Genomic DNA, 25,167 nt, shown 5'->3' with positions numbered 1-25,167 from the left:
CGCTCTCTTTCCGTCGCAAAATCAACGTCGTGTCGGATAGTAGATGCGAGCCCGCGGGCGGTCAAGCCTCGACGGCGGCCACCTCGGTGGTCAGCTCCACCCCGGAGCGCAGCGTGTTGGTGACGTAGCAGACCCGCTCCGCCGCCTCGAGCAGCGCATCGACCCGGTCGGCCGGGACGCCGACCTCGGCCGAGATCCGCACCGAGGCGAAGCGCAGCCCTTCGTAGGTGCCGGTGACCTGGACCCGGAGCGCGCTCGGCACCAGTCCCTGCCGCTTGGCGGCATGTCCGAGCGCGAGGGTGAAGCAGGAGGCGATCGACGCGAGGAAGTAGTCGGTGGGTTGGGGGCCGAGGCCGGAGCCACCGACCTCCACGGGCTCGTCGACGGTGACCTCGAAGTCGCCGGCGGTCACCGTGCAGTGGTAGCCGCCGTGCCAGACACCGGCGACCGTTCGCTCCATACCCATCGACAGCCTCCTCGAGGTGGTGGTCACTTCGCGCGAAGATGTTTCAGATCAGAGATGATGCATCATCATAGGAGATATCGGGGTGGGACGACGGTCCGCTAGTCTGCACAGTTGGCAACCCACCCCGAATCCCGCCGAAGGAGACCCGCTCTTGACCGCGCCCGCCCCGCAACCGACCTCCGACGAATCCCGTCGCGCCTCGGCGACGCCCATGTCGGAGGACGACGTCGCACAGGTAGTGACCGGGATCGGACCCCGGTTGCGGGCACTGCGCACCCGCCAGGGACTGTCGCTGCAGCAGCTGGCCGACCAGTCCGGCGTCTCGCCGGCCGCGATCCACAAGGTCGAGCAGTCGACGATGGTGCCGACCATCACCACGCTGCTGAAGCTGGCGGCCACCTTCGATGTCCCGGTCGGGCACTTCATCGACGAGGCGCCGGCCCCGGCCAGCTCCGCGGTCCACGTCCCGGCGAAGCGACGCCGCCAGGTGACGTCGGCGGCCGGTGACATCGTCACCGGGCAGCTCTCGGCCGACGGCGGGCCCTTCGACCTCGACGCCACCCTCAGCGAGGTTGGGCCGGGCGCCTCCTCCGGCGAGGCGACGGCCAGGTCGGCCGGCGAGACCTTGGTGCACGTGGTCTCCGGCTCCCTGGAGGTGACCGTGTCCGGGCAGCCGATCAAGCTCAGCACGGGTGACTCTCTGCACTTCCGCGCCGAGGAGCCGCACAGCTGGCGCAACCCCGGCGCCCGGGTGGCGAAGGTGATCTTCGCGTCCGTCCCCGAGCGCCGCTGAGCCCGGGCCGACTGCCCGGCCGGCCGCCAGCTCTCAGGAGTTGACGGCGACCCGCGGGTCGCGCTCCGGCCGGAGCTCGGTGACGGTCGCCATCGGCGTCGGCGGGACCAGGCTGGCCAACGCGACCAGGGCGTCGAACACCCGCTCCGGGTCCACCCACGGGTGCCCCTGGGCGAACTCGATCCAGTCCCCGGGCGGGATCACCGGCTCGCCCTCGCCGTACTCCAGCTCACCCCACGTGGCCGCCAGCTCGATCAGCTCGACGAGCCCCGTCATCGGCTGGAACTCCAGCCCCAACAGGCGTCGATGGTGTGCGGGTGCCGCCGCCTCGAACCGACAGCCACACTGCCCTTCGGAAACGATCGGGTTCTCCATGACCCGAGCCTGCCCGGTGGTGTTGCAGGGACGTTGCACGGCCGCGCAGCCGTCACGAAGCGGCCGTCCGCACCACCTCGCGCGCGGTGGCGAGCAGTCGGCGCTCCACCTCCGCGTAGTCGTCCAGGGCGGCCTGGGCGCGCTCACGCAGCGACTCGGCGGCGGCGGCGTACTCCTCGGTCATGGCCAGCACCGCGCGTGGCGCCGCGCCGCCGGCGGCATCCCTCGTGGCGACGATGTTGCGCGGGTCGACGGTGGCGCGCAGCTCCTCGGCGTCCAGCCCCAGGCTGCGCTCGGGCCCCCAGCCCAGCACCGTGCGCGCGGCGGTGTCGAGGTCCTCGGGGGTGAGGTCGATGGCGCCGACGCCGGTACGGCTGGCGGTCCGGACGGTCTCGCCCACGACCAGGTACGCCGCGCGGTAGTCGATCCCGCAGCGGAGCATGACGTACTCGGCGAGGTCGGTCGCCTGGGTGTAGCCCTCGATCAGCCGCTGCCACATCCGCCCCCGGTTCACGGCCAGGGTGTCGACCACGCCGTCCATCAGGGCGGTGATGCGGGTCCCGAACTCGAGCGCCTTCGGGATCTCGCCGTAGGCGAAGATCAGGTTGTCGCTGCGCGCGGACGGCGACTTCACCACCGCGAGGAAGCCGGTCAGGCGGCCGATCAGCACGCCGCCCGCGCCGCGGACGATGGACAGGGCGTAGGGGTTGCGCTTCTGCGGCATCAGCACGGAGGCCCGCGTGTAGGGCCCGGCGAGATCGACGTAGTCGAACTCCTGACTCGACCAGATCTCGAGGTCCTCGGCGAGCTTGGCCTGGTTGGAGATCAGGCTGACGCTGGTCGCCAACACGTCGATGAACGTGTCGGTCTGCCACATCGCGTCCCGGGTGTGGGTGATCACGCCCCCGAAGCCGAGCAGGTCCGCGATCACCTCGCGGTCGTCGAGCAGTCGGCTGCCGTTGACGCAGCCCGCGCCGCCCGGACTGGTGTTGACCTCCGCCAGCGCGACCAGCAGCCGCTCGGCGTCGCGGATCGCCGGCGGCACGAAGCCGAGCAGGTAGTGGCCGAAGGTCGACGGTTGCGCCTGCTGCAGGTAGGTCTGGTCGGGCATCAGCACCTCGGCGTTGTCGGCCGCGACCCGACTGGCCGTGGCGGCGAAGCCGGCGGCGGCGAGGGTCAGCTCCGCGGTCAGGCCGCGCAGCAGCAGCCGGAGCGCGACCCGCGCCGCCTCCCGCCGGGGACGGCCGGCGTGCAGCCAGCCGGCGTCGTCGCCGATCGCCGCGACGAACCTGCGCTCCCGGGAGTTGTACGGCTCGCCGTACGCCGCGTCATAGCCGAAGTCCTCCGGCGCCGTCTCGTGCGCCTCCAGCAGCACGGCGAGCAGCCGGGCCGCGGCCGGCTCCGGGACGATGCCGCGGTGCCGGAGGTCCAGCACGTGCGCGATGTCGGCGAGGTTCAGCCCCGCGTGCAGCAGCGGCGCGTCGGCGATCTCCCAGGCGAAGCCCGCCTCGATCAGCTCCGGCGCGGGCGCCTCCTTCGACGGCCCCTCGGCCCGGCGCGGACGGTGCGGTTCGGGGATCTGGACAGCCGTCATGGACGGACCTCCTGTGCTCGATCGGGTCGGCCTGGTGCCGGGGTGCCGGCCAGGGAGTCGGCGGCGGCGAGCAGCCCACCGGTCAGCCAGTAGACGACCGGGCGGGAGAAGTCGTCGCGGTGCGCAGCCAGCCAGCCCAGCGCCGGGGCGTTGTAGACCGGATCGGCGACCAGCCCCACGCTCCTCAGGAGGGTCGCCTCCGTGGCCGGTACGTCGACCTGGCGGCCGTCCACGACCCGCCAGTCGACCGCGGGGGTCTCACCGCCGGCGACCTCGGCGGCCAGCTCGCTGACGACGCCGGCGACCTGCGCGGGGTCGCGGGTGACCGCCACCGCCACCACCTCGACCCGGTCCGACCTGGTGGACCGGGCCGCGGCAAGGCCGGCCAGCAACCCCGCGGTGCTGCCACCGGAGCCCAGGGGCAGCACCACGCTGACCCGGTCCAGGCCGCGCTCGTCCAGCTGGGCCAGCAGCTCGGCCGCGGCCGTGACGAACCCTCGGGCACCGACGGCGGTGGCACCCCCGCGGGGCACCGCGCGGACCCGACGGCCCACGGCCCGGAGCCGCTCGACCTCGGCGAGCGCGGCGGTCTCCATCGAGGCCTTGTCCGGTGATCCGGTGTAGTGGATCAGCGCACCGGCGCGTTCGGCGAGGGTGATCGCGGCGCCCCCGCGCGGGTGGCCGTGGCTGAACTGGCGCACCTCGACCCCGTGCTCGGCGGCCGCGACCGCCAGCAGCGCGGCGAAGTTCGACGAGGGACCACCGGCGACGACGAGCACCTCCACGTCGGCCGCCAGCGCGTCGGTCAGGATCGCCTCCACCGTGCGGACCTTGTTGCCGCCCCAGCAGTAGCCGTTGAGGTCGTCGCGCTTGAGCCAGAGCCGGCCGAGGCGGGAGCCGAGATCGGCATGGTGCAGCGGCGTCGGGAAGAGGCCCAGGCCCACTCCCCCGGCACGGGCTCCACTCATGCCCAGTCCTCGCCCAGGGCGTCGCGGCGCTCGGCGGCCCGGGCCAGCACCCGGTCGACCATCTCCCCGGCGGCACCGACATGGACCCGGTCCAGCTCGGCCGCCTCCTCCTCGGTCAGGTCGAGGGCGTCGACGACCGCGATCCCCCTGCTCCGAGCCACCCGGTAGGCCTCCTGCAACGCGGCCTGGGCCCGGTGCTTGCCGAGCCGCACGGACACGACGCTGAGCAGCCGCTCGGACGAGGCGCTGCCACCCGCGGTCAGGTTGGCCAGCATCCGGTCGGTGTCGACCTCGAGCCCCTCGACGAGGCGGACCGACATCGCGGTCGCCGCCAGGGCGTAGTGGGCCAGCTCCGGCACCAGCACCCACTCGGTCTTCCAGGTGCGCCCGTCCCGCTCGTGCTCGCCGACCATCGTCTCGGTCAGGACGGCGGACTGGCTGCGCACCAGTCGGGCCAGCGTGACGACCTGCTCGCTGACCTCCGGGTTCCTCTTGTGCGGCATCGTGATGGAACCGACGGTGCCGTCGGCGACCGGCTCCCGCAGCTCGCCGATCTCGGCCCGGGCGAGGGCGTAGGTCTCGTTGGCCACCCGGGCGAGCGCGGTCACGGTGGACGCGACGACCTGGGCGAACTCGGCCAGCCGGTCGCGGGTCGAGAGCCAGGAGATCGGCGGCTGCGCGAGGCCGAGCCGCCCGACGTACGCCTGCTGCATCGGCAGCGCGGCGCTCCCGAAGAACCCCAGCACCCCCACGGCACCGGCGAGCTGACCGACCAGCCACCGGTCCCGCCCCTGGGCCAGTCGGTCGAGGCACCGGCCGATCTCGTCGGCCCAGGTGGCCGCCTTGAAGCCGAAGGTGATCGGCGAGCCGGGCTGGCCGTGGGTACGCCCGACCATCGGCGTGTCCCGGTGCAGGCGCGCGAGCTCCAGCAGCGCCGCCTCGATCCGGCGCAGGTCCCGCCAGAGCAGCCGGCCGACGGCCCGGATCTCCAGGACCTGCGCGGTGTCGGTGACGTCCTGCACGGTGGCGCCGTAGTAGACCCACTCCGCCGCCTCGGCGGGCAGCGCACCCTTCAGCACGTCGATCATGCCCAGGGTCGAGTGGGAGGTACGCCGCGTACCGGCGGCGATCGCCTCGATCGCCGCGCCGTCCCACGTCCGGTCGCGCAGCCCGGCGATCGCGGCCGCGGCGGACTCCGGGATCAGTCCGACCTCGGCCTGCGCGCCGGCCAGGGCGGCGAGCACCTCGACCCATCGTCCGATCCGCGCCGGCTCGGCGAGGAGCCGGCGACTCTCGGGCGTGCTCCACTGGTGCCCGAAGACGGCCGAGTCGATCAGATGCGCGTCCACGGCACCCCGGCCCTCTGCACGATCCGGTCCAGCGCCGCCCGGACCTCGTGGAGCGACGCCCCCCAAGGCACCAGCACACCGTCGTCGCGCTCCTCGATGCCCTCCTGGAGCAGGCAGCACCGGGTCAGCGACTCCCCGCTCGGCTGCTGGTCGGCGGCGGGGAGCCACTGCCGGGGACAGGTGTCCACCCGGTCGGGGACCGAGCCGTAGAACCACCGGTGGATCTGGTCGGAGCGCTCGCAGCCGACCAGGGTCCACTCCTGCTGCGGCGGCCGCTCGTCGAGGAACCAGACCCGAGTGGTGCCGAACTCCATCCCCGAGGCGCGGCACGGGATCAGGAGGTCCGCCGCCGGGACCGGGCGGCCGGCGGCCAGCAGGTCCCGGCTGTCCTTCAGCTCGGCGTCGACCACGATCGGAGGCAGGTCCTCGGCCAGCGCGAGCACCCGGCCGACCTGGTCGACCAGCTTCGCCGGGCCGGGCGGCACCACGTCGACCACACGGAGCCGCAGCGGCGCGGGATCCAAGATGAAGCTGAGGTGGGAGTAGGCGCCCTCGACGACGACGCAGCGGGCGCCGGGGGCCCGCTCGGCGGCCAGCGCGAGCTGGGACGGGACCGCGGTGTCCAGCGCCTCGTCCACCACCAGGGCGCACTCCTCGGGGCCGGCCAGCACCCGGGCGGCCGTCGTGGGCACGAAGAGGGCGGCGTCGCCGGTCGGCTCGGCCCGGTCGACCTCGACCAGGGCGAGCCGCTCACCGCAGCGCGCGACGATGAAGCGGGTCCGGAAGTAGACCTCGCGCCCGGTGAAGTACGCCACGAGATCCGTGGCCGTCAGCGACGGCACCGTGGCCACCGCGACCTGCCGGTAGCGGCCCGGTACGACGTTGGCCTGCGGCATCACGCGCCCCGACCGGCGGCGAGGCGGAGCCCGGTCTCGGTGAGTCCGATCGTGTCCGAGCGCAGCCCGCGCCGCAGCGTCTCCAGGCCGACGACATCGTCCAGCGCGACGTTGCCGAGATTGACGTTCGGCCCGAGCCGGCGGAGCAGGACCGCCTGCTGGGCCCGCTGGGGGGCCTCGTAGATGATCCGCTCGGCTCCGGGCACCGCGGCCAGACTGTCGAGCAGCTGCTCGCGGACCTCGCCCTGCGCGTCGTAGAGCCCGACCGTGCCGCTCTCCCGCCCCTCCGTCACGATCCAGCTGGCCCCGGCCTCGAGATCGGCGCGGACCTCCGCGACCCAGGCGTCGGCGGAGACCAGCTCGCACGGATCCTTGCTGCCCACCTCGGCGAACACCTCGAAGCCCAGCGCCCGGCCCCGCTCGATCAGCTCCACCTTCCGGGCGGCGGGCATCGGCGTCGCCCCCCGGGAGACTTCGACGCACTCGAACCCGGCCCAGGTGGCGAACTCGAAGAACTCGTCGACCCGGTCCTGGCTCCAGGCGATCTCCAGCAGCGTGCCACCGGTGCAGGCGAGGATGCCGCGATCGCGCAGCAGCCGCACCTTCTCCGCCAGGAGGGGCTCGACGTACGCGGTCCCCCACCCGAACTTCCACACGTCCACCCACTCGGCGTAGGCGGAGAGGGTCTCCTCTACCCGGCCGATTGAATACCCTTTGTCCAGCACGTGGGTGAGGCCGGTGGCGCGGGGCTTCGCCGGGCGAGGTGGGAGCGTGAGGAAACTGGGACGGCTGGTCTGCATCCACCCACCTCTCTCGAACGGCGAAGAGCGCGCACAACCGGACATCGCATCTATTATCAGCCAGAGCGTATCGCATAGGAGACGCACCGGCCGGGGAGGAGGTGGCGCCGGATGAGCCGCGAGAGCACCTCCACCGTCTTCGTCCTCGGAGAGCTCGAGGTCGTCGATCCGTCGGGTCGAGCACTCGGTCCCGTCCCGGCCGGTCGCGCCCAGGTGCTGCTGCGTCGCCTCGTCGCCGCCGACGGAGCCGCCGTCGAGACCGGCGCTCTCGTCGACGCGCTGTGGGACGACGACGTGCCGAGCACGCCGGAGCGGGTGATCGCCTCGCTGGTGAGCCGGATCCGCAAGGCCATCGGGGCCGACGCCGTCACCGGCTCCTCGGCCACCGGCTACCGCTTCAACGCCGGCCCCGCCTGGACCAGCGACATCGCTCAACTGGAGGAGCTGACTCGATCGTGCCAGGCGCGCGCGGCGCTGAGCCCCGCGGTCGCCGTGGCCGCCGCCCGGCGCGGCTTCGCACTGCTCGACCGCGGTCAGCCGCAGCTGGGGTCGGCGTTCGCGCAGCACGCGTGGGCCGAGGACCAGCGTCGCTACGTCGAGGGGCTGACCCGGCGCCTGCACCGCTCCTGCTGGGAGGCCGAGGCGCACCTGGGCATGTGGCCCGAGATCGCCGAGCAGGCGGCGGAGGTGTTCGGCTCCGACCCCCACGACGAGCTCGCGGGCCGGGCCCTGATCCGCGCCCTGTGGCACCTGGGCGACCGCGCCGAGGCACTGCGGACCTACGAGCGGCTCCGCGAGCAGCTGCGCGAGCAGTTCGGCGTCGATCCGAGCCCCGAGACCGACGCCCTCTTCAGCACGATCGTCAGCGGCCAGGACCCGGACGCGCCCCGGAGCACCGACACCGCACTGGAGCTGGACTCGCTCGCCCTGATCGGGCGCCGCGTCGAGCTGGACGCGCTGGTGGCCCGGTGGCAGCGGGCCGTCGACGGGGAGCCCGGGGTCGTGGTGATCACCGGCAACCCCGGCGCCGGCTGCTCCACGCTCGCCCAGGCACTCACGGCCGTCGCGCAGGAGTCGGGAGCGCGCGCGATCCGCGTGGACTGCTTCGAGGGCGCCCGGTCCTCCGCCCTGCAGCCGCTGGTCTCCGTGCTGAGTCGCATCCTGCTCAGCACGCCCCCGGAGGCCCTGCCGGCGCTGCTGGGCGGGTGGACCGACACCGCGACCGAGCTGGTGCCCGAGCTGCGCGAGGTGGTCGGCCCGGTCGCCTACCGGCGCGCCAGTCCGGAGATCGAGCACCGGCGGGTGCTGCACACCATGCGGCACATCCTCACCGCCAGCGCCGAGACCCAGCCGCTGATCCTGCACTTCGACGACCTGCACCTGGCCGGCGCCGCGACCATCGACGCCGTGCAGTGGCTGCTGCACAGCGACAGCCGGGCACCGGTGCTGCTGGTGGCGACCGCCCCGATCGATCGCCTGGACAGCGGCCTACGCGGCCTGGCCGACACCGGCCTGCTCGTCGAGCTGGGGCCGTTGACCGAGTACGACGTCGCGGTCCTGGCCGAGCGCGCCGGCCTGGCCAGTGAGGCCGCCTTCGTCTGGGACCTCACCCAGGGGCACCTGATGTTCGTCGTCGACGTGCTGGCGGCCCTGGGGCGCGGCGAGCGGCGCGAGGACATCCCGGGCACCCTCCGCTCGATGGTCCTGCACCGCGTCCGGCGCAGCGGCTCCGAGGTCGAGGGGCTGCTGCAGGCGGCCTCGGTGATCGGCACCGCGTTCGCGCCGGACACCCTGCAGCAGCTCGTCGACCGCAGCCCGGCCGAGTTGATGAACGTGCTCCAGACGGCCTCGGCCACCGGCCTGATCGTCTCCCGCAACGACCGGTTCGTCTTCTCGCCGCCGATCCTGGGCCGCGCGCTCTACGAGGACCTGCCCGGCCCGATCCGCGTCCTGCGGCACCGGCAGCTCGCCGAGATCCTCGCCGACCGGCCCGAGCTGCGGGCCCACCACCAGGAGCGCGGCGGCCTGGTCGCCGCCGCTGCTCACTCCTGGTTCGAGGCGGCCGACCTCGCCCGGCGTGCCTTCGCGAACGCCGACGCGGTCCGGCTCTACACCTGGGCGCTCGCCGGCGCTCGGGAGGTCCAGGACCATGCCCTCGAGGGCGAGGTGCTGATCGGCCGTGGTGCCGCCCGCGAGGATCTGGCCGACTTCGACGGCGCGACCGAGGACCACCTGCAGGCCGAGGAGCTCGCGGTCGCGGTCGGCGACCGCAAGCTCCGCGCCCGGGCGGTCGAGCGGCTGGGCTGGACGGCCTACTACCGACGCGACGTCGACGAGACGTTCGCGCGGGCCGAGGAGGCGTCCCAGATGCCCGAGGCCGGCCCGGGCGCCTGGAACCTCCTGGGCCGCACCCGACACTGGGCCGGCGACTTCCACGGGGCACACCAGGCCTACGAGCGCGCGCTCGAGGAGATGGGCACCGAGGACGAGGCGATCCGGGCCTCGGTCCTCAGCTGCCTGGGGGCCCTGCTCGAGCACGCCGACCGCTACGGCGATGCCATCGAGGTGCTCGACGAGGCCGTGGCCGTCTCCCACGACCTGGGCACCTTCCACCCGCTGCTGCGCGGGCTGTTCTTCGCCGGGATGGCCCGGGCGAACGCGGGCGACCTGTCCGGCGCGCTGACCGCGCTGCAGACCAAGGCGGCGATGCTGGAGCGCTACGACGTGGCGTTCTATCGGGCACGCACCAACACGACGCTCGCCTGGGTGTGGCGCGAGCTGGGCGAGTCGTCCCGGGCGCAGCTGCTGGCCGAGCTCGCCCTCAGCCAGTCCCGCGAGGTGGAGGCCGGCAGCCTGCAGATCGAGCAGGAGCTGCACGCGCTGGTCGCCCTGGCCGACAGCGAGCTCGCCGCCGGCCGCAGCGACCTGGCCGCCGAGCGGCTGAGCGCCGCCCAGGGGCTGGTCGACGCGTGGCTGCCCTTCCGCTGGCGTGGCGACCTGCGGGTCAAGGAGGTCGGCGCCCGGATGGGTCTGGTCGCCCCGGAGGCGCTGCTGGTCGCCGCGCGCGAGGCGCAGTCGCCGAAGTACCAGACCCTCGCGCTCCACCTGATGGGCCGGCGCGAGGAGGCGGCGGCGCTGGCCCGGCAGACCGGGTCGCTGCTGCTCCTGGGCGAGGTGGGGGCGCCGGCGGAGGCCGACGACGCCCTGCGCCGGCTGGCCGCCTCGCTTCCGCAGCAGCTGCGCGCCGGATTCGTCCGGGCCGGTCGCCTACCCCGATCCCGCGCCTGAGGGCGCACCACCGAGCCGCCGGCGGAGCCGGGCCAGACGGGCGCCGGTCGCCAGCCCGAAGAGCAGCGCCCCACCCGACGACGCGCCGATCCGGCGGACCCGGGCGGCCGCCTCCGCAGCTCCGGCCGCGTCCGCGACCGCGACCGACCGCCCGAGGTCGTGCACCGGGGCGATCGACTCGCCGCGCTCGGCCCAGTGCAGGAACCCGCGACTCAGGTCCGTGGTCCGCGCCGCCACGGCGGCCGCGACGTCCGCGGACTCCTCGTCCGCCGCGATCCACGCCCGGGCCAGCAGCAGTCCGGCCACCACGTCGTCGCCCGCCGGGGTCAGCCCGCCGCCACGGCCGGCCAGGGTCCGGGCCGCGGCGACCAGGTCGCGGCGGACCAGTGCGTCGCGGACGCCCGGCCAGCAGCCGTGCAGGTCGGCGGGCAAGGGATCGGGCAGCGTCGACAACCCTTGGGCGAGCCGGACCAGCCGCTCCGGGTCCCCCGGCCGCGGCAGCCACGGCGCATAGGGCTCCACCTCGGCCAGGTCGACCGCCCAGCCCCGCCCCTGGAGCAGGTCGCCGGACCGCCGGACCGGCTCTCCCTCGCCGACCCGAGGTGGGACGTCCACCACCAGATGGAGGGGGCCGCACGGGATCGCCGGGCCCGCGACGGCGTACACCCCGGCGGGAGTGCCGATGTAGCAGCCGTGCCGGAAGCGACCCACGACCCGGCCGGTGACGCCGTCGGGATGCAGGTCGGGTACGCCGCGGCCGAGGCCGGTCGGCCCACGCACGGTCGTCTCAACCAGCGGTCCGGGTCCCTCCGGCGAGCCGTCGGTCGAGGTCGAGCAGGGCCGCGGCGAAGCACTCGACCGGAGCCCACGCGACCCCTGCGCCGACCTGACCGACCCCGTCGGAGACGTGCACGATGCCGGTGTTCACCGCCGGCGTCACCCCGGACTCCACGACCCGGCGCACGTCCACTCCCACCGGGGTGCCCACGTTGTCGAGGATCGGCAGCCGGAACCGTGGGCTCTCCCCGACGCAGATCCGCTGCATGCTCCGCGTCGCCGCGATCGCGTCGGCCATCCGACCGCCGAGGAACCCCGCCACCGCCGGCGAGTTGGCGGCCGCGGGGCCGCCCAGCCCGATCAGCTCGAGGACCGCGCTGTCGCCGATGTCGGGCGCGCTGGTCTCCGGCCCGTATCCCGGGTAGTAGAGCGCGTCCTGGATGGGCGGCGAGGGCGCGAGGAACCAGTCCCGGCCGGCTCCGGCGAGCCGGATCCCGTAGTCGGTGCCATTGCGCGCCATCGTCGTCACGATGCTCGACTCGGCGACCTCCCCCGCCCACTCGGTGAGCGACTTCGCCGCGGCCATGGCGACGTTGAGGAACATCAGGTGGTTGGCGCTCAGGAAGGTGGCCGCGTCCGCGGCGCTGGGGTGAGCGCTGCGGACGAGATAGGGCAGCAGGTCGCGCAGGAACAGGTTGGTGGTGGCCTGCACCCGCATGTGCACGTCGTCGCCCATCGGCACGCCCTGGGCGGCGAGCGCCAACACATCCACCGGCCCGTGTGCCTCCACCGCCTCGGCGAGCACCGGACCGAGGTGGTCGCGGACGAACCGCAGCCGGTCGATCGCCTCGTCGGAGTCCACTCCGAACCACGGCACCTGACCCGAGCCCTGGTTGAGGCTGGAGTACGTCGTCAGGCCCGCGGCTTCGTTGCGGACCTCGTAGACCGGCGCGCTCGGACCGATCGAGGTGGCCATCGGCACCACGGTGCGATGCTCGTTGGCCGGCCGCAGCTCGACCTCGCCCGCCTCGACCAGCGCCGCTGCGGCGGCCACGTCGGGCGCCCAGCCCTCGGCGACCACCGTCGCCTGCACCGAGCGGCGCAACGGGTCCGGCATCCGGTCCCAGGTGATCCCCGGACCGCTGTGCAGCACCGTCCGCCCGCCCATGCCGGGCACGGCCTCTCCGGCGGTGCGTACGCCGACCAACAGCGGAACGCCTTCGTTGAGCCGCCGGACCACCTCGGCGTTGGCGGCGTCGACCCGCTCGGCGTACGGCCCCGAGAGCCGGCTCAACGCGGCCACCAGCTCGGTGTCCCCACCCGCGGGGATCCGCCAGTCCACACCGATCACGGCGTGGCCCTGGTCCCGCACGGCCTGCTCGAAGAGCGGGAGCCCGACGTTGACCACGTCCACGGACTTCGGGAGATCGACGACGGGCGACTGCGTCATGGGTGCGGACCCCTTCACGAGCGACGATGGATGTCTCGAACGACATTGCCGTTTACTATACGATACGTTGGATGGCGAACACGGCACCGCTCAGTCCCCCGACCGCCCACCCGGCACGGCCGGACCTGGCCGACGTGGTGCGGGTGGTCCGCGAGCACAGCGGGGTGACCGGGAAGCGGCACATCGCAGGAGTCCGACGGATCGTCGGCACCGACGACCCCCTGCACGGCCCCGGCGACGACGGCGCGGTCGTGGAGCTCGACGGCGCCCGGGCCGTGGTCTGCGGCGAGGCGATCGCACCCGCCTTCGTCACCGCGGACCCCTACGGCGCCGGCATCGCCGCGGTGCTGGCCAACGTCAACGACATCGCCGCGATGGGCGCGGTCCCCCATGCGATCGTGAACACGCTGGTGGGACAGGCGGCGGAGGTCGACCGGGTGCTCGACGGGATGCGCGACGCCGCGGCGATCTACCGGGTGCCGATCGTCGGCGGCCACCTGACCGCCAGCGACGGCGACGCCTCCCTGTCCGCCTTCGCCCTCGGCCAGACCCGGGCACCCCTCTCGATGGCCCACGTCCGGCCCGGACAGGCTGTGCTCCTCCTGTCCTGCCTGCGCGGCACCATGCGCAGCGACTTCCCGTTCTTCACCACGCTCGAGCAGCAGCGCGAGACGCTCGCCGACGACGTCCGGCTGCTGGCCGGCGTGGCCGAGTCCGGCGCAGCGGTCGCCGCGAAGGACGTGTCGATGGCCGGCCCGCTCGGGTCGCTCGCGATGCTCCTGGAGTTCACCCGGCACGGCGCGGTCGTCGACCTGGACGCCATGCCGATCCCCTCCGGCGTCGACCCGTTGCGCTGGGCCGTCTCGTTCCCCACCTACAGCTTCTGGCTGACCGCGGCCGCCGACCGGGTGCCGGAGTGCCTCGACCGGTTCGCCGCCCATCCCCACCTGACCTGTGCCGCGGTCGGTGAGGTCACCGAGTCCAGCCAGGTGGTCCTGACGCAGGGCTCGGAGCACGAGGTGCTGATGGACCTCGCCCGCGAGTCGGTGACCGGCCTCTGGGCCTGATCACCGCAGCCCGACCGGCCGAGGCGGCCAGCTCCGGGCCTCCGCCTCGGTCAGGTCGAAGTGCATCAGCTGGTGGTCGAAGCCGCAGTACGGAGCCGGGTCGCCCATGGCGCGCCAGCCGAGCCGGCCGAAGAAGCGGACGTTGGGCAGCTGGATCTGCGCCTCCATCACCTCGCCGCCGGCCGCGGCGGCGGCGGTCACGGCGAAGCGGACCAGCTCGGCACCGACGGTCGAGGACCGGTGCTCGGGCAGCACCGCCAGGCGGTCCCCACGCCAGCGCCCCGGACCGAGGCGGTAGAGCCGGACCGTGCCCGCCACCTCGTCGCCCTCCGCGGCGAGGACGTGCACCGTCGCGGGATCCGCGTCGTGGGCGTCGATGTCGGTGAACTCCATGATCCGCTGCTCGATCACGAAGACCCGATGCCGTACGGCGTAGTGCGCGGCGCGGTCGGCGACCCCGGCCGCCCAGACGGCGATCGTCGGGGACTCGACGACGGCGCCCCTCGCACTCATCGCCGGCCTCAGGACGCGCTGCGGGCGGGGATCCCGCCCGGCATGGAGGGCATCCCGAGCTGGATCGACCGCTCCAGCGAGCCGAGGGCCGAGCACGCCTGGCAGCGGGCGCAGCCGGCGGCGACCTTGTCGGCGGTGAGCCCCCGCCGGACCAGCTCCGGCGCGACGGCGCGGGCGATCCGCTCGGTGTAGTCGGCCGCCGGCGGCACCGCATCGGCCATCAGGCTCCCCGGCACCGGGCGCAGCGGCACGATGAACGGGTAGACCCCGATGTCCACGGCCCGCTTGCAGCCCTCGATCGTCAGCTCGGGATCCTCGCCCATCCCGAGGATCACGTACGTGGTGACCTGGCCCTCGCCGAACCGCTCGACGGCGTACTCCCAGGTCTCGAAGTAGCGCTCGATGCCGGTGCGAGCCTTCGGCGGCGCGACCCGGGCGAGCACCTGGGGGTCGAACGACTCCACGTGGATGCCCAGGCTGTCGATGCCGCGGTCGCGCACCGTGTCGATCACCGCGAGATCGGTGGGCGGCTCGAACTGCACCTCCACGGGCAGCCCGCTGGCCTCCTTCATCGCCTGGCCGCACTTGCTGACGTAGAAGGCCCCGCGGTCCTTGCCGTACGTCGACCCCGTCGTCAGCGTGATGTCCACCGCGCCGTCGAGGTCACGGGCGGCGACCGCCACCTCGGCCAGCTGCTCGGGGCGCTTGACCTTGACCGTGCTGCCCGAATCCAGGGAGACGCCGATGCCGCAGAACCGGCACTGGTCGTCGTTGCCCCAGTAGGCGCACGTCTGCAGCACCGTGCTGGCCAAGGAGTCCAGGTGCATCAGCGCGAGCTTCCAGTACGGCGTCCCGTCGGCCGTGGACAGGTCGTAGAACTGGGGCCGGTTCGCCGGCGTGGCCGAGGCGAGCCGGACCCCGTCGCGGTAGATGCCGTGCCCCGAGTCCTCGCTGAGCATCTCGTAGGGGGAGTCGCCCACGTAGCCGGCGTCGACCGGCACCGTCACCGGACTCCCCTCGACCCAGATCATCCCGGCGTCGGAGGGTCCGGCGCCGCCGGGGCGCCGCTCCAAGGGACCACTGATCCGTAGGCCCTTCTCCTGGAGCTGGAGGATCAGGTCGCTGAGGCGGCCTGCGTCGTCGGCAGTGGTGACGGGTCCACTGCTCGGTGCCGTCTGGGTCACGGTGGTCCTTCCCGGTAGGCGCTGTCTTACTGTAGTTCTCGCAAGAGATGCCGTCTACTATCCGACACGTTCGGGGCCGTACGCCTCGATCGCGCGGACCAGTGCGGCCTCGGCATCGCGAGCAGACTCCTCGTCGGCGTAGTCACCGACCATCGCCAGCAGCGCGGCCGGCGGGTCGGCGATCGCGTGATCACCCGTCTCCGGCTCCAGCGCCAGCACCTCCAGGGCCCACGAGCACTCGAGCCCCGAGCCCAGCGCCGGCTGGTCGACCCGCTGGACCGCCAGCCCGCTCGGGAGGTGCATGCGGACCTCGACCACCGGAGCGCCGTACTCGACGGCGTCCGCACGGGACCGATGGATGTCCACCCACGCGCCGCCCTCCGCCCGCGCCTCCGCGATCCGGTCCACGCGCGCCCGTCGCGCCTCCAGTGCCACGACCGTCTGGTGCCGCAGCGAGAAGGCCGCGCCCGCGACCTGGTCCGCCACGATCGCCCCGGGCGGCAGGCCGGCATCGTCGGCCACCTCGGCCGCCAGTCGCTCGGCCTCCGACCACCGGTCGACGAGCTCGTCGGTGGTCTCGACGTCGGCGAGCCGGTCGACCAGGGCGCGCACCAGTCGGATCGCACGTTGATAGCGCTCGACATCGCCGCCACCGAGCGAGTAGAGGGACTGCTCGGCCGAGCGCCAGCCGGCCACCAGGGTGCGCACCGTCAGCTCGTCCATCGCGGCCTCCATGCCTCGCCTCATTGGCTCGTTCCGGGAACGTGTGTCTACTATACGACACGTCCTCTGTCATGGTGTCTGCAGCGGACCGCACCTGACCGGGAGGTTGAGACCCCAGATGAACGAGGTCGCCGTGATCGCCCTCGGTGGCAACGCGCTCACCAGGGAGGGCCAGCGCGGGACGCTGGAGGAGCAGTACAGCAACGCGCTCGCGATGGCCAGATCCGTGCGCTCCCTGCTGCGCAAGGGCTGGCGGATCGTCATCGTGCACGGCAACGGACCCCAGGTGGGCAACCTGGCGATCCAGCACGAGGAGGGCGCCCGCCTGGTGCCCGCGCTGCCGCTCTACTCGCTCGGCGCGATGACCCAGGGGGCGCTCGGCAGCCTGATCTGCCTCGCCCTGCACGAGGTGTGTGCCGCCGAGATCTCCGGCGCCGTCTCGGTGGTCACCCATATCGTCGTCGACGCCGACGACCCGGCGTTCGCCAACCCGACCAAGCCGATCGGCCCGTTCTTCGAGCGCCAGGTCGCCGAGGAGTTCGCCCGGACCCGTGGCTGGACCATGGTGCCGGACTCGGGTCGCGGCTTCCGGCGCGTGGTGCCCTCCCCCGTACCCCGGGCGATCCTCGAGGCCGACGCGATCGCCACCCTGACCGCGGCGGGCAACATCGTGGTCGCCGCCGGCGGCGGCGGCATCCCGGTCGTGCGCGAGAACGGCGTGCATCGCGGCGTCGACGCGGTGATCGACAAGGACCTCGCCGCCGAGCGCATCGCGGTCGCCGCACGGGCGACCGCGCTGGTGATGGTCACCGGGGTGCCGGCGGTGAAGCTGGACTTCGGAACGCCGACGGAGCGGGCGATCGCCGACATGAGCGTCGGCGATGCTCGGCGGCACCTGGTCGACGGGCAGTTCCCCCCGGGCTCGATGGGCCCCAAGATGAGCGCCGCCATCGAGTTCGTGGCTGGCTCGCCGCCCGGCGCCGGCCGCTTCGCGGCGATCACCACCCCTGAGCTGGTGTACGCCACCCTCGACGAGCCGCACGGCGTCGTCGAGGGTGAGCGTGGCACCCGGATCCTGCCCGAAGATGTCCCCGCGCACCTGGTCGAGGAGCCTGTCGGATGACCACCCGCGTCACGGTACGGAAGAACGCCTACAAGGACAGCGTCCGCCTCCTGGAGGCGACCAGAGCGGTCCTCGAGTCGCCCGGCGTGGACTGGGGGTGGGCGCTGATGGCCACCCCGGCCAACCTGGAGACCCTGGCCGAGCAGGGGATCACCGAGGGCCTCACGGGCGCCGTCGCCAACGATCTCGTCATCGCCGCGACCGCCGACTCGGAGGAGAGCGCCGAACGCGCACTCGCCGTGGCCGAGGCCACGCTGTTCGAGGCGGGGTCCGCCGAGCAGGACGAGATCGAGCGCACGGCCGCCGACCTGGGCGCCGCCCTGGTCGAGCACCCGGCGGCCAACGTCGCGATCGTCTCGGTGCCCGGCGCCTACGCCGCCCTCGAGACGCACAAGGCCCTGACGGCCGGCCTGGACGTGCTCCTCTTCAGCGACAACGTCCCGCTCCCCCAGGAGGTGGAGCTCAAGCAGCGGGCCCGGGCGCTCGGCCGCCTGGTGATGGGCCCCGGCGCCGGCACCGCCATGCTCGCGGGGGTCGGTCTCGGCTTCGCCAACCGGGTCAGCCCGGGGCCGGTCGGCGTCGTGGCCGCCGCCGGCACCGGTGCGCAGGAGGTGATGAGCCTGCTGCACGGCTGGGGCGTCGGCGTCACGCACGTCATCGGCGTCGGTGGCCGCGACCTCTCCCCCGACGTGGACGGGCTGATGGCCGAGTCGGCGCTGCGCGCCCTCGACGCCGACGACCGGACCGAGGCGATCCTCCTCGTCTCCAAGCCCCCGTCCCGGGAGGTCGCGGAGCGGCTGCTCGGCATCGTGCGGAAGCCGATGGTGGCGGCGCTGATGGGCCTGCAGGAGACGCTCGCCGCACCGGATCACGTGCGTGTCGTGAACACCCTGGAGGCCGGCGCCGTCCGCACCCTGGCCCTGGCCGGGGGCACCGAGCCGGATCTGGTCGGCGACCTGGGCGAGCAGGTCGCGACCGCGATCACCGGTCTCCCCCAGGATCGGCGCAAGCTCGTGGGCCTCTACAGCGGGGGCACCCTCTGCTACGAGGCGCTGACCATCGTGACGCCGCACCTGGGACCGATCCACTCCAACGTCCCTCTCGAGAAGGGGCTGACCCCCGAGACGGCGGCGCCCGGCGACCACCTGTTCCTCGACCTCGGGGAGGAGGAGTACACCCAGGGCCGGCCGCACCCGATGATCGACCCGCAGGCCCGGGTGGAGTTCCTCCACCAGCAGGCCGACGACCCGGCGGTCGCCGCCGTCCTGCTCGACGTGGTCATCGGCGACGGTGCCCACGCGGATCCCGCCGGGATGCTCGCCCCGGCCGTCGAGAAGGTCATCGCGTCCGGTGCGGTCGTGGTCGCCTACGTCCTCGGCACCGACCTGGACCCCCAGAACCGGGCCGTCCAGGTCGCCACCCTGCGCGCCGCGGGCTGCGTGGTCGCCCCGACCGCCGCCCGGGCCGCGCTGGCGGGTGCGGCGATCTCACTGCGGGACCCCGCACTGGTCGCGCAGGAGCTGTGAGGTCCCCCGGATGAGCAGCCCGCGGATCGCACTCACCACCTACTCGGTCAAGCCACGCGGCGGCGTCGTGCACACGCTCGAGCTGGCCGAGGCGCTGAGCGCCCGCGGCGCCGACGTCACGGTGGTCGCGCTCGCCGAGGCGGGTCGGGGGTTCTTCCGCCCCACCGCGGTGCCGGTGCACCTCGTGGAGTCGCCGCCGCCGGCGCCGACCCTCGAGGAACGGGTCTTCGACTCGATCGCCGCCCTCACCGACGCGTTGCGCCGGATCGGGCCCGGCTTCGACATCGTGCACAGCCAGGACTGCATCTCCGCCCGGGCCGCCGCCCGGGTCCGCGACGCCGGTGCCGGCTTCCGGCTGATCCGCACCGTGCACCATGTCGACGACTTCACCACGCAGGCGCTGATCGACTGCCAGCGCGCGGCGATCGAGGAGCCCGACGAGGTGCTGGTGGTCAGCGAGCTCTGGCGCCGGCTCCTCGCCGAGGAGTACGACGTACCGGCCCGGGTGGTGACCAACGGCGTGCGGGCGGATCGGTTCGCCGGGACGCTCGACGCGGTCCGGCGCAAGGAGCTGCGCGCCGAGATCGGCGCCGAGGACCGGTTCCTCTACCTGACCATCGGCGGCATCGAGCCGCGCAAGGGGAGCCGGCACCTCGTCGACGCGCTGGCCCGGCTGCGGCACACCCGGCCGGATCCGCCGATGCTGGCCGTCATCGGCGGCCACTCCTTCCAGGACTACCGCGCCTACCGCGAGGAGGTGCTCGGTGGCCTGGAGGCCCAGGGCCTGGCGCTCGGGCGGGACCTGGTGCTGCTCGGCACCCTCTCCGACGACGCGGTGGTGGACTGGCTCCACGCCGCCGACGGCTTCGCCTTCCCCTCGCTCAAGGAGGGCTGGGGCCTGGTGATCCTGGAAGCGATGGCCGCCGGCCTCCCCGTGGTGAGCTCGGACCTCGAGGTGTTCGGCGAGTTCCTGACCCCCGACGTCGACGCCGTGATGACCCGGGCCGGCGACGATGCCGACCTCGCGGCCGGCCTGGCCCGGCTGCTCGACGAGCCGGCGACCCGCACCCGGCTCGCCGACCACGGCCCGCGGGTGGCGGCGCGCTACTCCTGGGCGAACACCGCCGACCAGCACCTGCGGATCTACCGCGGCTCGTGAGGTGACGAGGCCGCTCCCCACGAAGCGCGTCTGATCACCCGGCGCGGGCGCCTTCGGGCGACCGGATGAGGTGGTCGAAGGCGGACAGCGCCGCGGTGGCGCCGTCGCCGGCGGAGGTCACGATCTGCTTGTACGGCGCCGCGGTGCAGTCGCCGGCCGCGAACACGCCCGCGACGTCCGTGCGACCGCGGTCGTCGACCACGACCTCGCCCCGCTCGTTGAGGCCGACGACGCCGCTCAGCCAGTCGGTGGCGGGCAGCAGCCCGATCTGGACGAACACGCCGTCGACCGGCACGTCGTGGATGCTGCCGTCGTCGCGGCTCGCGTAGCGCAGCCCCGTGACCCGGTGCCCGTCGCCGAGCACCTCCTCCGTCTCCGCCGACGTGACCACGTCGACCGTGGACAGGCCGCGCAGGGTTCGCTGCAGGACCGCGTCGGCGCGCAGGGCACGGTCGTACTCGAGCAGGGTCACGTGTGCGGCCAGGCCCGCCAGGTCGATCGCGGCCTCGACCCCGGAGTTGCCGCCACCGACGACGGCGACCCGCTTGCCCCGGAACAGCGGCCCGTCGCAGTGCGGGCAGAAGGTGACGCCGCGGTTGAGGTACTCCTCCTCGCCGGGCACGCCGAGCCGCCGCCAGCGGGCGCCGGTGGCGATCACGACCGTGCGCGAGGCCAGCGTCGCGCCGTTGCTGAGCTCGACGGCGATCGGCGCGCCGGGCTGCTCCGGCGGGCGCACGGAGGTAGCGCGGTGCGCGACCACCACGTCGACGTCGTGCTCGCGCACGTGGCTCTCCAGCGCGGCGCCCAGGTGCGTCCCCTCGGTGCGCACCACGGAGGGGAAGTTCTCGATGCCCGCCGTGTCGAGCACCTGGCCGCCCATCCGCTCGGCCAGCAGCGCGGTGCGGATGCCCTTGCGGGCGGCGTACATCGCCGCGGTCACGCCGGCCGGACCGCCGCCGACCACCAGGACGTCGTAGGCCGCACGGGTCGCGAGCTCGGCGGCCTCCTGCTCGCCGGACGCCGGGTCGAGCCGCGCGACGATCTCGGCCAGCCCCATCCGGCCCTGCCCGAACGGCTCTCCGTCGAGGAAGACCGCCGGCACGCTCAGCACCCCGCGCTCCTCGATCTCCGCCGCGAACGCGCCGCCCTCGATCGCGGTGTGCGACACCTGGGGGTGGAGGGCGCTCAGGGTGTTGAGCGCCTGCACGACGTCGGGGCAGTTCTGGCAGGTCAGCGAGAAGTAGGTCTCGAAGTGCAGCGGCCCCTCCAGGGCACGAGCGCGCGCGAGCAGGTCGGCGTCCTCCTGGGGTGGGTGGCCGCCGACGTGCAGCAGCGCCAGCACGAGGGAGGCCAGCTCGTGGCCGAGCGGAAGGCCCGCGAACCGGACCCCGACGTCCTCCCCCGGTCGGGTCACGAGGAACGACGGGATGCGCGCGTCCGGATCGGGGACGCCCCGGACGGCGGACACCAGCGGGCTCACCTCGGCGATCTCGCTCAGCAGCTCCCAGGTGCGATGCGAGGCTGCGCCGTCGTCCAGGTCGGCGACCAACTCGACCGGCGTCCGCAGGTGCTGCAGGTGCACGGCGAGCTGCGCCCGGAGATCGGGGCCGAGCATCAGAGCTTGCCCACCAGGTCGAGGGACGGCGTCAGCGTGTCGGCACCCTCGTCCCACTTGGCGGGGCAGACCTCGCCCGGGTGCGCGGTGATGTACTGCGCCGCCCTGACCTTGCGCAGCAACTCGGCGGCGTCGCGGCCGATCCCGGCGTCGTGCACCTCGACGGTCCGGATCGTGCCCTCGGGGTCGATGACGAAGGTGCCGCGCAGGGCCTGGCCGTCCTCCTCCACGAGGACGCCGAAGGCCCGAGAGAGCCGGAGCGCGGGGTCGGCCAGCAACGGGTAGCGGACCTTGCCGACGGCGGCCGAGGTCTCGTGCCACGCCTTGTGGGCGAAGTGGCTGTCGGTCGACGCGCCGTACACCTCGACGCCGATCGCGCGGAACTCCTCGTAGAGGTCGGCGAGGTCCTCGAGCTCGGTCGGGCACACGAAGGTGAAGTCGCCGGGGTAGAAGACGATCACGCTCCACCGGCCGCGCAGGTCGTCGTCGGTGACCTCGCGGAAGACACCCTCCTGATAGGCGTGGACACGGAACGGCGGGACGGTGGTGTTGACGAGGGACATCGGGCTGGTTCCTGTTCTCGATGAGGTTGATCGGGGGCGGGGATGCTCAGGGGCGGGCGGGCTCGCCGGCGTACAGCGGGTGCTCGGCCACCAGCCGGTCGATCCGGGCGCGCAGGGAGTCGGGGCCGGCGGCGCCGAGGAGCGCCTGGGCGACGACGTCCGCGAGCTCGGCGAACGCCGCATCGCCGAAGCCGCGGGCGGCCAGGGCGGGCGTCCCGAGCCGGAGCCCGGAGGCGACCGAGGCCGGCCGCGGGTCGAAGGGCACGACGTTGCGGTTGGTGGTGATGCCGAGATCGCCGAGGCGTCGCTCGGCGTCCAGGCCGGACAGGTCGGCGTCGCGCAGGTCGAGCAGGACCAGGTGGACGTCGGTCCCTCCGGTGAGCACGGAGATGCCGGCCGCCGCCACGTCGGGAGCGCTGAGGCGCTCGGCGACGATCTCGGCCCCGCGCAGCACCCGCTGTTGCCGCTCGCGGAACTCCGGCCTGCCGGCCAGCAGCAGCGCCGTGGCCTTGGCCGCGATGACGTGCATCAGCGGACCACCCTGCTGGCCGGGGAAGATCGCCGAGTCCACCGTGCGCGCCCACTCCGCCCCGCACAGGATCAGGCCGCCGCGCGGCCCGCCGAGTGTCTTGTGCGTCGTCGTGGTGACGACGTCGGCGTACGGGACGGGGTCGGGGTGCAGGCCGGTGGCGACCAACCCCGCCACGTGCGCCATGTCGGCCCACAGCACCGCCCCGACCTCGTCGGCGATCGCTCGGAAGGCGGCGTAGTCCAGGTGCCGCGGGTACGCCGACCAGCCCGCGACGAGCACCCGCGGCCGCTCGGCCAGCGCCCGCTCGCGCACCTGGTCCATGTCGAGCCGGTACGACGTGCGGTCGACCCCGTAGGAGCGCGCGTCGTAGAGCCTCCCGGAGAAGTTGGCCCGCATCCCGTGCGTGAGGTGGCCGCCGTGGGAGAGCTCCTGGCCGAGCAGGACGTCGCCCGGCTGGGCGATCGCCGCGAGCACCGCGGCGTTCGCCTGGGCGCCCGAGTGCGGCTGCACGTTGACGTGCGTGGCACCGAACAGCGTCTGCGCCCGCTCGATGGCGAGGCGCTCGGCCACGTCGACGTGCTCGCAGCCGCCGTAGTAGCGCCGGTCGGGGTAGCCCTCGGCGTACTTGTTGGTGAGGACCGATCCCTGGGCCTGGAGCACCGACCGGGGTGCGACGTTCTCGCTGGCGATCATCTCGAGACCGGAGCGCTGCCGGCGGAGCTCGGCGTCCAGCACCGCCGCGATCGCGGGGTCGACGTCGCCGAGATCGGCGTCGAGCACGGCGGTCGGGCTGGGGTCGGTGACGGTCATGGTGTCCTCTCAGGGGCATGGCGAATGTCAGGGCGAATGTCGAGACGGATGTCGAGGTGGAGGCAGGAGTCGAACCTGCGTACGCGGTGCTGCAGACCGCGGCCTTGCCTCTCGGCCACTCCACCGGGTGGGGTCGTTCAGGTGCAGGGCATCGCCGAGACCGGCGACGAGCCCACGACCGACGTGCTCATGTCGACGTGCTCATGCTCATGTCGACGTCTCGCCGGACAGCACCGGACGCCCGGCGACCGCGGCCGCCACGTCCGCGACCAGCTGCTCCGCCGTAGCGGCGTCGAGCGCGTGGACGGTCAGCCGCAGGTGGTGTGCCGACGGGCCGTCCTCCGCGAGCGCGAAGTCGTCGCCGATCCGCGCGAGCCACCCGCGCCGCATCAGCCGCTGACCGACCCGAGCGGCGTCGCCCCGGACGTCGACCCATACGTTGAGCCCGTCGTCGGCGCGAGCGGCCACCCCGTGGGCGGCCAGCCCGGCGACGAAGGCCGCGTTGCGCTCGGCGTAGTGCGCGCCCGCCGCGGAGACCGCACCGCCGACCGCGGGGTCGAGGAGCAGCGTGCGGGCCAGCCGCTGCAGGAGGTGGCTCACCCACGTCGTACCGGGGCTGATCCGGGCCGCCAGCCGCCCTCCGGTCTCGGGGTCGGACGCGACGAAGGCCAGCCGCAGGTCGGGGCCGAGGAACTTCGAGACCGAGCGGACCAGTGCCCAGCGGGCGTGCTCGGGACCGATGATGCTGTGGTAGTCGGTGGTGGACAGCCGGGAGAAGTGGTCGTCCTCGATCACGAGCACGTAGGGGTGCTCGGCGAGCACCGCCCGCAACTCGGCCGCCCGGGCGGCGCCGAGGCTGGTCCCCGTGGGGTTGTGGGCGCGAGGCGTGCACACGACGGCACGCACCCCCGCGCTCAGGGCGGCGCGCAGGCCGGCGACCGTCATCCCCTCCTCGTCCATCGGCACCGGCATCGTGCGGTAGCCCGCCAGGCGGACGGTGTGGATGCTGGCCAGGAAGCACGGGTCCTCCAGAGCGACGGCGTCGCCCTGGGTGAGCGCCTGGGCGAGCAGCCGCTCGACCGCGTCCACCGCGCCGTGGGTGAGGGTCAGCCGGAAGTCCCGTGGCTGGTCGGTGGCGATCCACCGGGTCGCCCACTCGGCCAGCTCGGGGTCGATCACCGACTCGCCGTACAGCGTCGGGGGCGCCGACGACGCCGTCAGCGCGGCCGCGGCGTCCGGCAGCAACCGGGGGTCCGGGTTGCCGTGGCCGACGTCGCGCAGCTCGGTGTCGCGCGCGAACCCCTCCTCGGGGCCGTCGCTGCGCTCGGCGATGGTGGTGCCGGCCCGGCCGCGGGTCCGAGCGACGCCCGCCCGGACGAGCTGGCGGTAGGCCGAGACGACCGTGTTGCGGTTGACCCCGAGCACGTCGGCGAGCTGGCGCACCGGCGGCAGCGGCGCCCCGGGGCGGAGCGCACCGCTGTCGACGTGAGCGCGGACGCTGGCCGCGATCTCACTCGCGGTGGTCCCGGCGATCGGCGCGGTCACCGTCGACTCCCCCTCGCTCCAGTTTGGCATAGGCCAACGCTAACATATGAC

22 protein-coding genes and 1 tRNA gene are annotated in these 25,167 nt (G+C 73.8%); 6 read left to right on the top strand and 17 right to left on the bottom strand.

Translation table 11 applies throughout. From position 1 onward, the window contains the following. Positions 1-61: 61 nt before the first annotated feature. On the bottom strand, positions 62-466 hold the full coding sequence (locus tag FHU40_RS14265; protein WP_183592960.1) for an OsmC family protein: 405 nt from the start codon (positions 464-466) through the stop codon (positions 62-64). 211 nt (positions 467-677) lie between these two features. Between FHU40_RS14265 and FHU40_RS14260 the strand changes: the two genes are divergently transcribed. Next, entirely contained in the window at positions 678-1,259 is a 582-nt protein-coding gene (locus FHU40_RS14260; RefSeq protein WP_183592959.1) for a cupin domain-containing protein, read from the top strand. Between the two features lie 33 nt (positions 1,260-1,292). Here the strand turns inward: FHU40_RS14260 and FHU40_RS14255 are convergent, their stop codons facing one another. The 6 genes from FHU40_RS14255 to FHU40_RS14230 form a co-directional block, all read right to left on the bottom strand. Further along, complete coding sequence (locus FHU40_RS14255) at positions 1,293-1,535, bottom strand: hypothetical protein (RefSeq protein ID WP_183592958.1); 243 nt, start codon at positions 1,533-1,535, stop codon at positions 1,293-1,295. A 151-nt stretch (positions 1,536-1,686) separates the two neighbouring features. Next, positions 1,687-3,228, bottom strand: a complete 1,542-nt coding sequence (locus tag FHU40_RS14250; RefSeq protein WP_183592957.1) for a lyase family protein — start codon at positions 3,226-3,228, stop codon at positions 1,687-1,689. Beyond that, positions 3,225-4,196 carry a pyridoxal-phosphate dependent enzyme gene (locus FHU40_RS14245; RefSeq protein WP_183592956.1) on the bottom strand — a complete coding sequence of 324 codons (972 nt, stop codon included), beginning with the start codon at positions 4,194-4,196 and terminating at the stop codon, positions 3,225-3,227. Before FHU40_RS14245 ends, FHU40_RS14250 begins: the two co-directional genes overlap by 4 nt. Then, positions 4,193-5,545 (bottom strand): lyase family protein, encoded by a 1,353-nt coding sequence (locus FHU40_RS14240; RefSeq protein ID WP_183592955.1) that lies wholly within the window; start codon positions 5,543-5,545, stop codon positions 4,193-4,195. The genes FHU40_RS14245 and FHU40_RS14240 overlap by 4 nt, the downstream gene beginning before the upstream one ends. After that, entirely contained in the window at positions 5,530-6,441 is a 912-nt protein-coding gene (locus tag FHU40_RS14235; RefSeq protein WP_183592954.1) for an XcbA family protein, read from the bottom strand. Before FHU40_RS14235 ends, FHU40_RS14240 begins: the two co-directional genes overlap by 16 nt. After that, the gene (locus FHU40_RS14230; RefSeq protein ID WP_183592953.1) at positions 6,441-7,241 is read right to left on the bottom strand and encodes a phosphosulfolactate synthase; all 801 of its coding nucleotides are present in this window, start codon (positions 7,239-7,241) and stop codon (positions 6,441-6,443) included. Before FHU40_RS14230 ends, FHU40_RS14235 begins: the two co-directional genes overlap by 1 nt. Positions 7,242-7,352: 111 nt before the next feature. On the opposite strand from FHU40_RS14230, the gene FHU40_RS14225 reads away from it, so the two are divergent. Further along, positions 7,353-10,529: an ATP-binding protein gene (locus FHU40_RS14225; protein ID WP_183592952.1), complete on the top strand. Its 3,177-nt coding sequence runs from the start codon at positions 7,353-7,355 to the stop codon at positions 10,527-10,529. Here FHU40_RS14225 and FHU40_RS29535 read toward each other — a convergent pair. Next, complete coding sequence (locus FHU40_RS29535; RefSeq protein WP_183592951.1) at positions 10,509-11,309, bottom strand: oxamate carbamoyltransferase subunit AllH family protein; 801 nt, start codon at positions 11,307-11,309, stop codon at positions 10,509-10,511. The genes FHU40_RS14225 and FHU40_RS29535 overlap by 21 nt on opposite strands. Before the next feature lie 7 nt (positions 11,310-11,316). Then, the gene (locus tag FHU40_RS14215; RefSeq protein WP_183592950.1) at positions 11,317-12,756 is read right to left on the bottom strand and encodes a YlbE family protein; all 1,440 of its coding nucleotides are present in this window, start codon (positions 12,754-12,756) and stop codon (positions 11,317-11,319) included. A 71-nt stretch (positions 12,757-12,827) separates the two neighbouring features. On the opposite strand from FHU40_RS14215, the gene FHU40_RS14210 reads away from it, so the two are divergent. After that, entirely contained in the window at positions 12,828-13,823 is a 996-nt protein-coding gene (locus tag FHU40_RS14210; protein WP_183592949.1) for an AIR synthase related protein, read from the top strand. On the opposite strand, the gene FHU40_RS14205 is transcribed toward FHU40_RS14210, so the two are convergent. The 3 genes from FHU40_RS14205 to FHU40_RS14195 are packed head-to-tail and all read right to left on the bottom strand — an operon-like array spanning position 13,824 to position 16,255. Next, positions 13,824-14,336: an MSMEG_0567/Sll0786 family nitrogen starvation N-acetyltransferase gene (locus tag FHU40_RS14205; RefSeq protein ID WP_183592948.1), complete on the bottom strand. Its 513-nt coding sequence runs from the start codon at positions 14,334-14,336 to the stop codon at positions 13,824-13,826. 8 nt (positions 14,337-14,344) lie between these two features. Continuing rightward, positions 14,345-15,520: an MSMEG_0568 family radical SAM protein gene (locus FHU40_RS14200; RefSeq protein ID WP_183592947.1), complete on the bottom strand. Its 1,176-nt coding sequence runs from the start codon at positions 15,518-15,520 to the stop codon at positions 14,345-14,347. 57 nt (positions 15,521-15,577) lie between these two features. Then, a complete protein-coding gene (locus tag FHU40_RS14195; protein WP_183592946.1) occupies positions 15,578-16,255 on the bottom strand; it encodes a hypothetical protein in 678 nt (225 codons plus the stop codon). Between the two features lie 106 nt (positions 16,256-16,361). On the opposite strand from FHU40_RS14195, the gene FHU40_RS14190 reads away from it, so the two are divergent. The 3 genes from FHU40_RS14190 to FHU40_RS14180 are packed head-to-tail and all read left to right on the top strand — an operon-like array spanning position 16,362 to position 20,051. Further along, positions 16,362-17,366, top strand: coding sequence for a carbamate kinase (locus tag FHU40_RS14190; protein WP_183592945.1), 1,005 nt, complete (start codon positions 16,362-16,364; stop codon positions 17,364-17,366). Next, positions 17,363-18,892: an AllF/FdrA family protein gene (locus FHU40_RS14185; protein WP_183592944.1), complete on the top strand. Its 1,530-nt coding sequence runs from the start codon at positions 17,363-17,365 to the stop codon at positions 18,890-18,892. The genes FHU40_RS14190 and FHU40_RS14185 overlap by 4 nt, the downstream gene beginning before the upstream one ends. A 10-nt stretch (positions 18,893-18,902) precedes the next feature. Continuing rightward, positions 18,903-20,051 carry an MSMEG_0565 family glycosyltransferase gene (locus tag FHU40_RS14180; RefSeq protein WP_183592943.1) on the top strand — a complete coding sequence of 383 codons (1,149 nt, stop codon included), beginning with the start codon at positions 18,903-18,905 and terminating at the stop codon, positions 20,049-20,051. Positions 20,052-20,085: 34 nt separating this feature from the next. Here the strand turns inward: FHU40_RS14180 and ahpF are convergent, their stop codons facing one another. The 5 genes from ahpF to FHU40_RS14155 all read right to left on the bottom strand — a co-directional run bounded on the left by ahpF (position 20,086) and on the right by FHU40_RS14155 (position 25,146). Then, positions 20,086-21,666 carry an alkyl hydroperoxide reductase subunit F gene (ahpF, locus tag FHU40_RS14175; protein ID WP_183592942.1) on the bottom strand — a complete coding sequence of 527 codons (1,581 nt, stop codon included), beginning with the start codon at positions 21,664-21,666 and terminating at the stop codon, positions 20,086-20,088. Beyond that, positions 21,666-22,229, bottom strand: coding sequence for an alkyl hydroperoxide reductase subunit C (gene ahpC, locus FHU40_RS14170; protein ID WP_183592941.1), 564 nt, complete (start codon positions 22,227-22,229; stop codon positions 21,666-21,668). Before ahpC ends, ahpF begins: the two co-directional genes overlap by 1 nt. A gap of 46 nt (positions 22,230-22,275) precedes the next feature. Further along, complete coding sequence (locus tag FHU40_RS14165) at positions 22,276-23,571, bottom strand: serine hydroxymethyltransferase (protein ID WP_183592940.1); 1,296 nt, start codon at positions 23,569-23,571, stop codon at positions 22,276-22,278. Between the two features lie 54 nt (positions 23,572-23,625). Continuing rightward, positions 23,626-23,696 (bottom strand) — tRNA-Cys (locus FHU40_RS14160). 82 nt (positions 23,697-23,778) lie between these two features. After that, on the bottom strand, positions 23,779-25,146 hold the full coding sequence (locus FHU40_RS14155) for an aminotransferase class I/II-fold pyridoxal phosphate-dependent enzyme (RefSeq protein ID WP_183592939.1): 1,368 nt from the start codon (positions 25,144-25,146) through the stop codon (positions 23,779-23,781). Positions 25,147-25,167 lie beyond the last annotated feature (21 nt).

Origin of the sequence: Nocardioides soli, assembly GCF_014191495.1 — a bacterium.
GTDB lineage: Bacteria > Actinomycetota > Actinomycetes > Propionibacteriales > Nocardioidaceae > Nocardioides > Nocardioides soli.
Note: the sequence above shows the minus strand (reverse complement) of the source record. Positions and strands in the feature narration are given on the sequence as shown.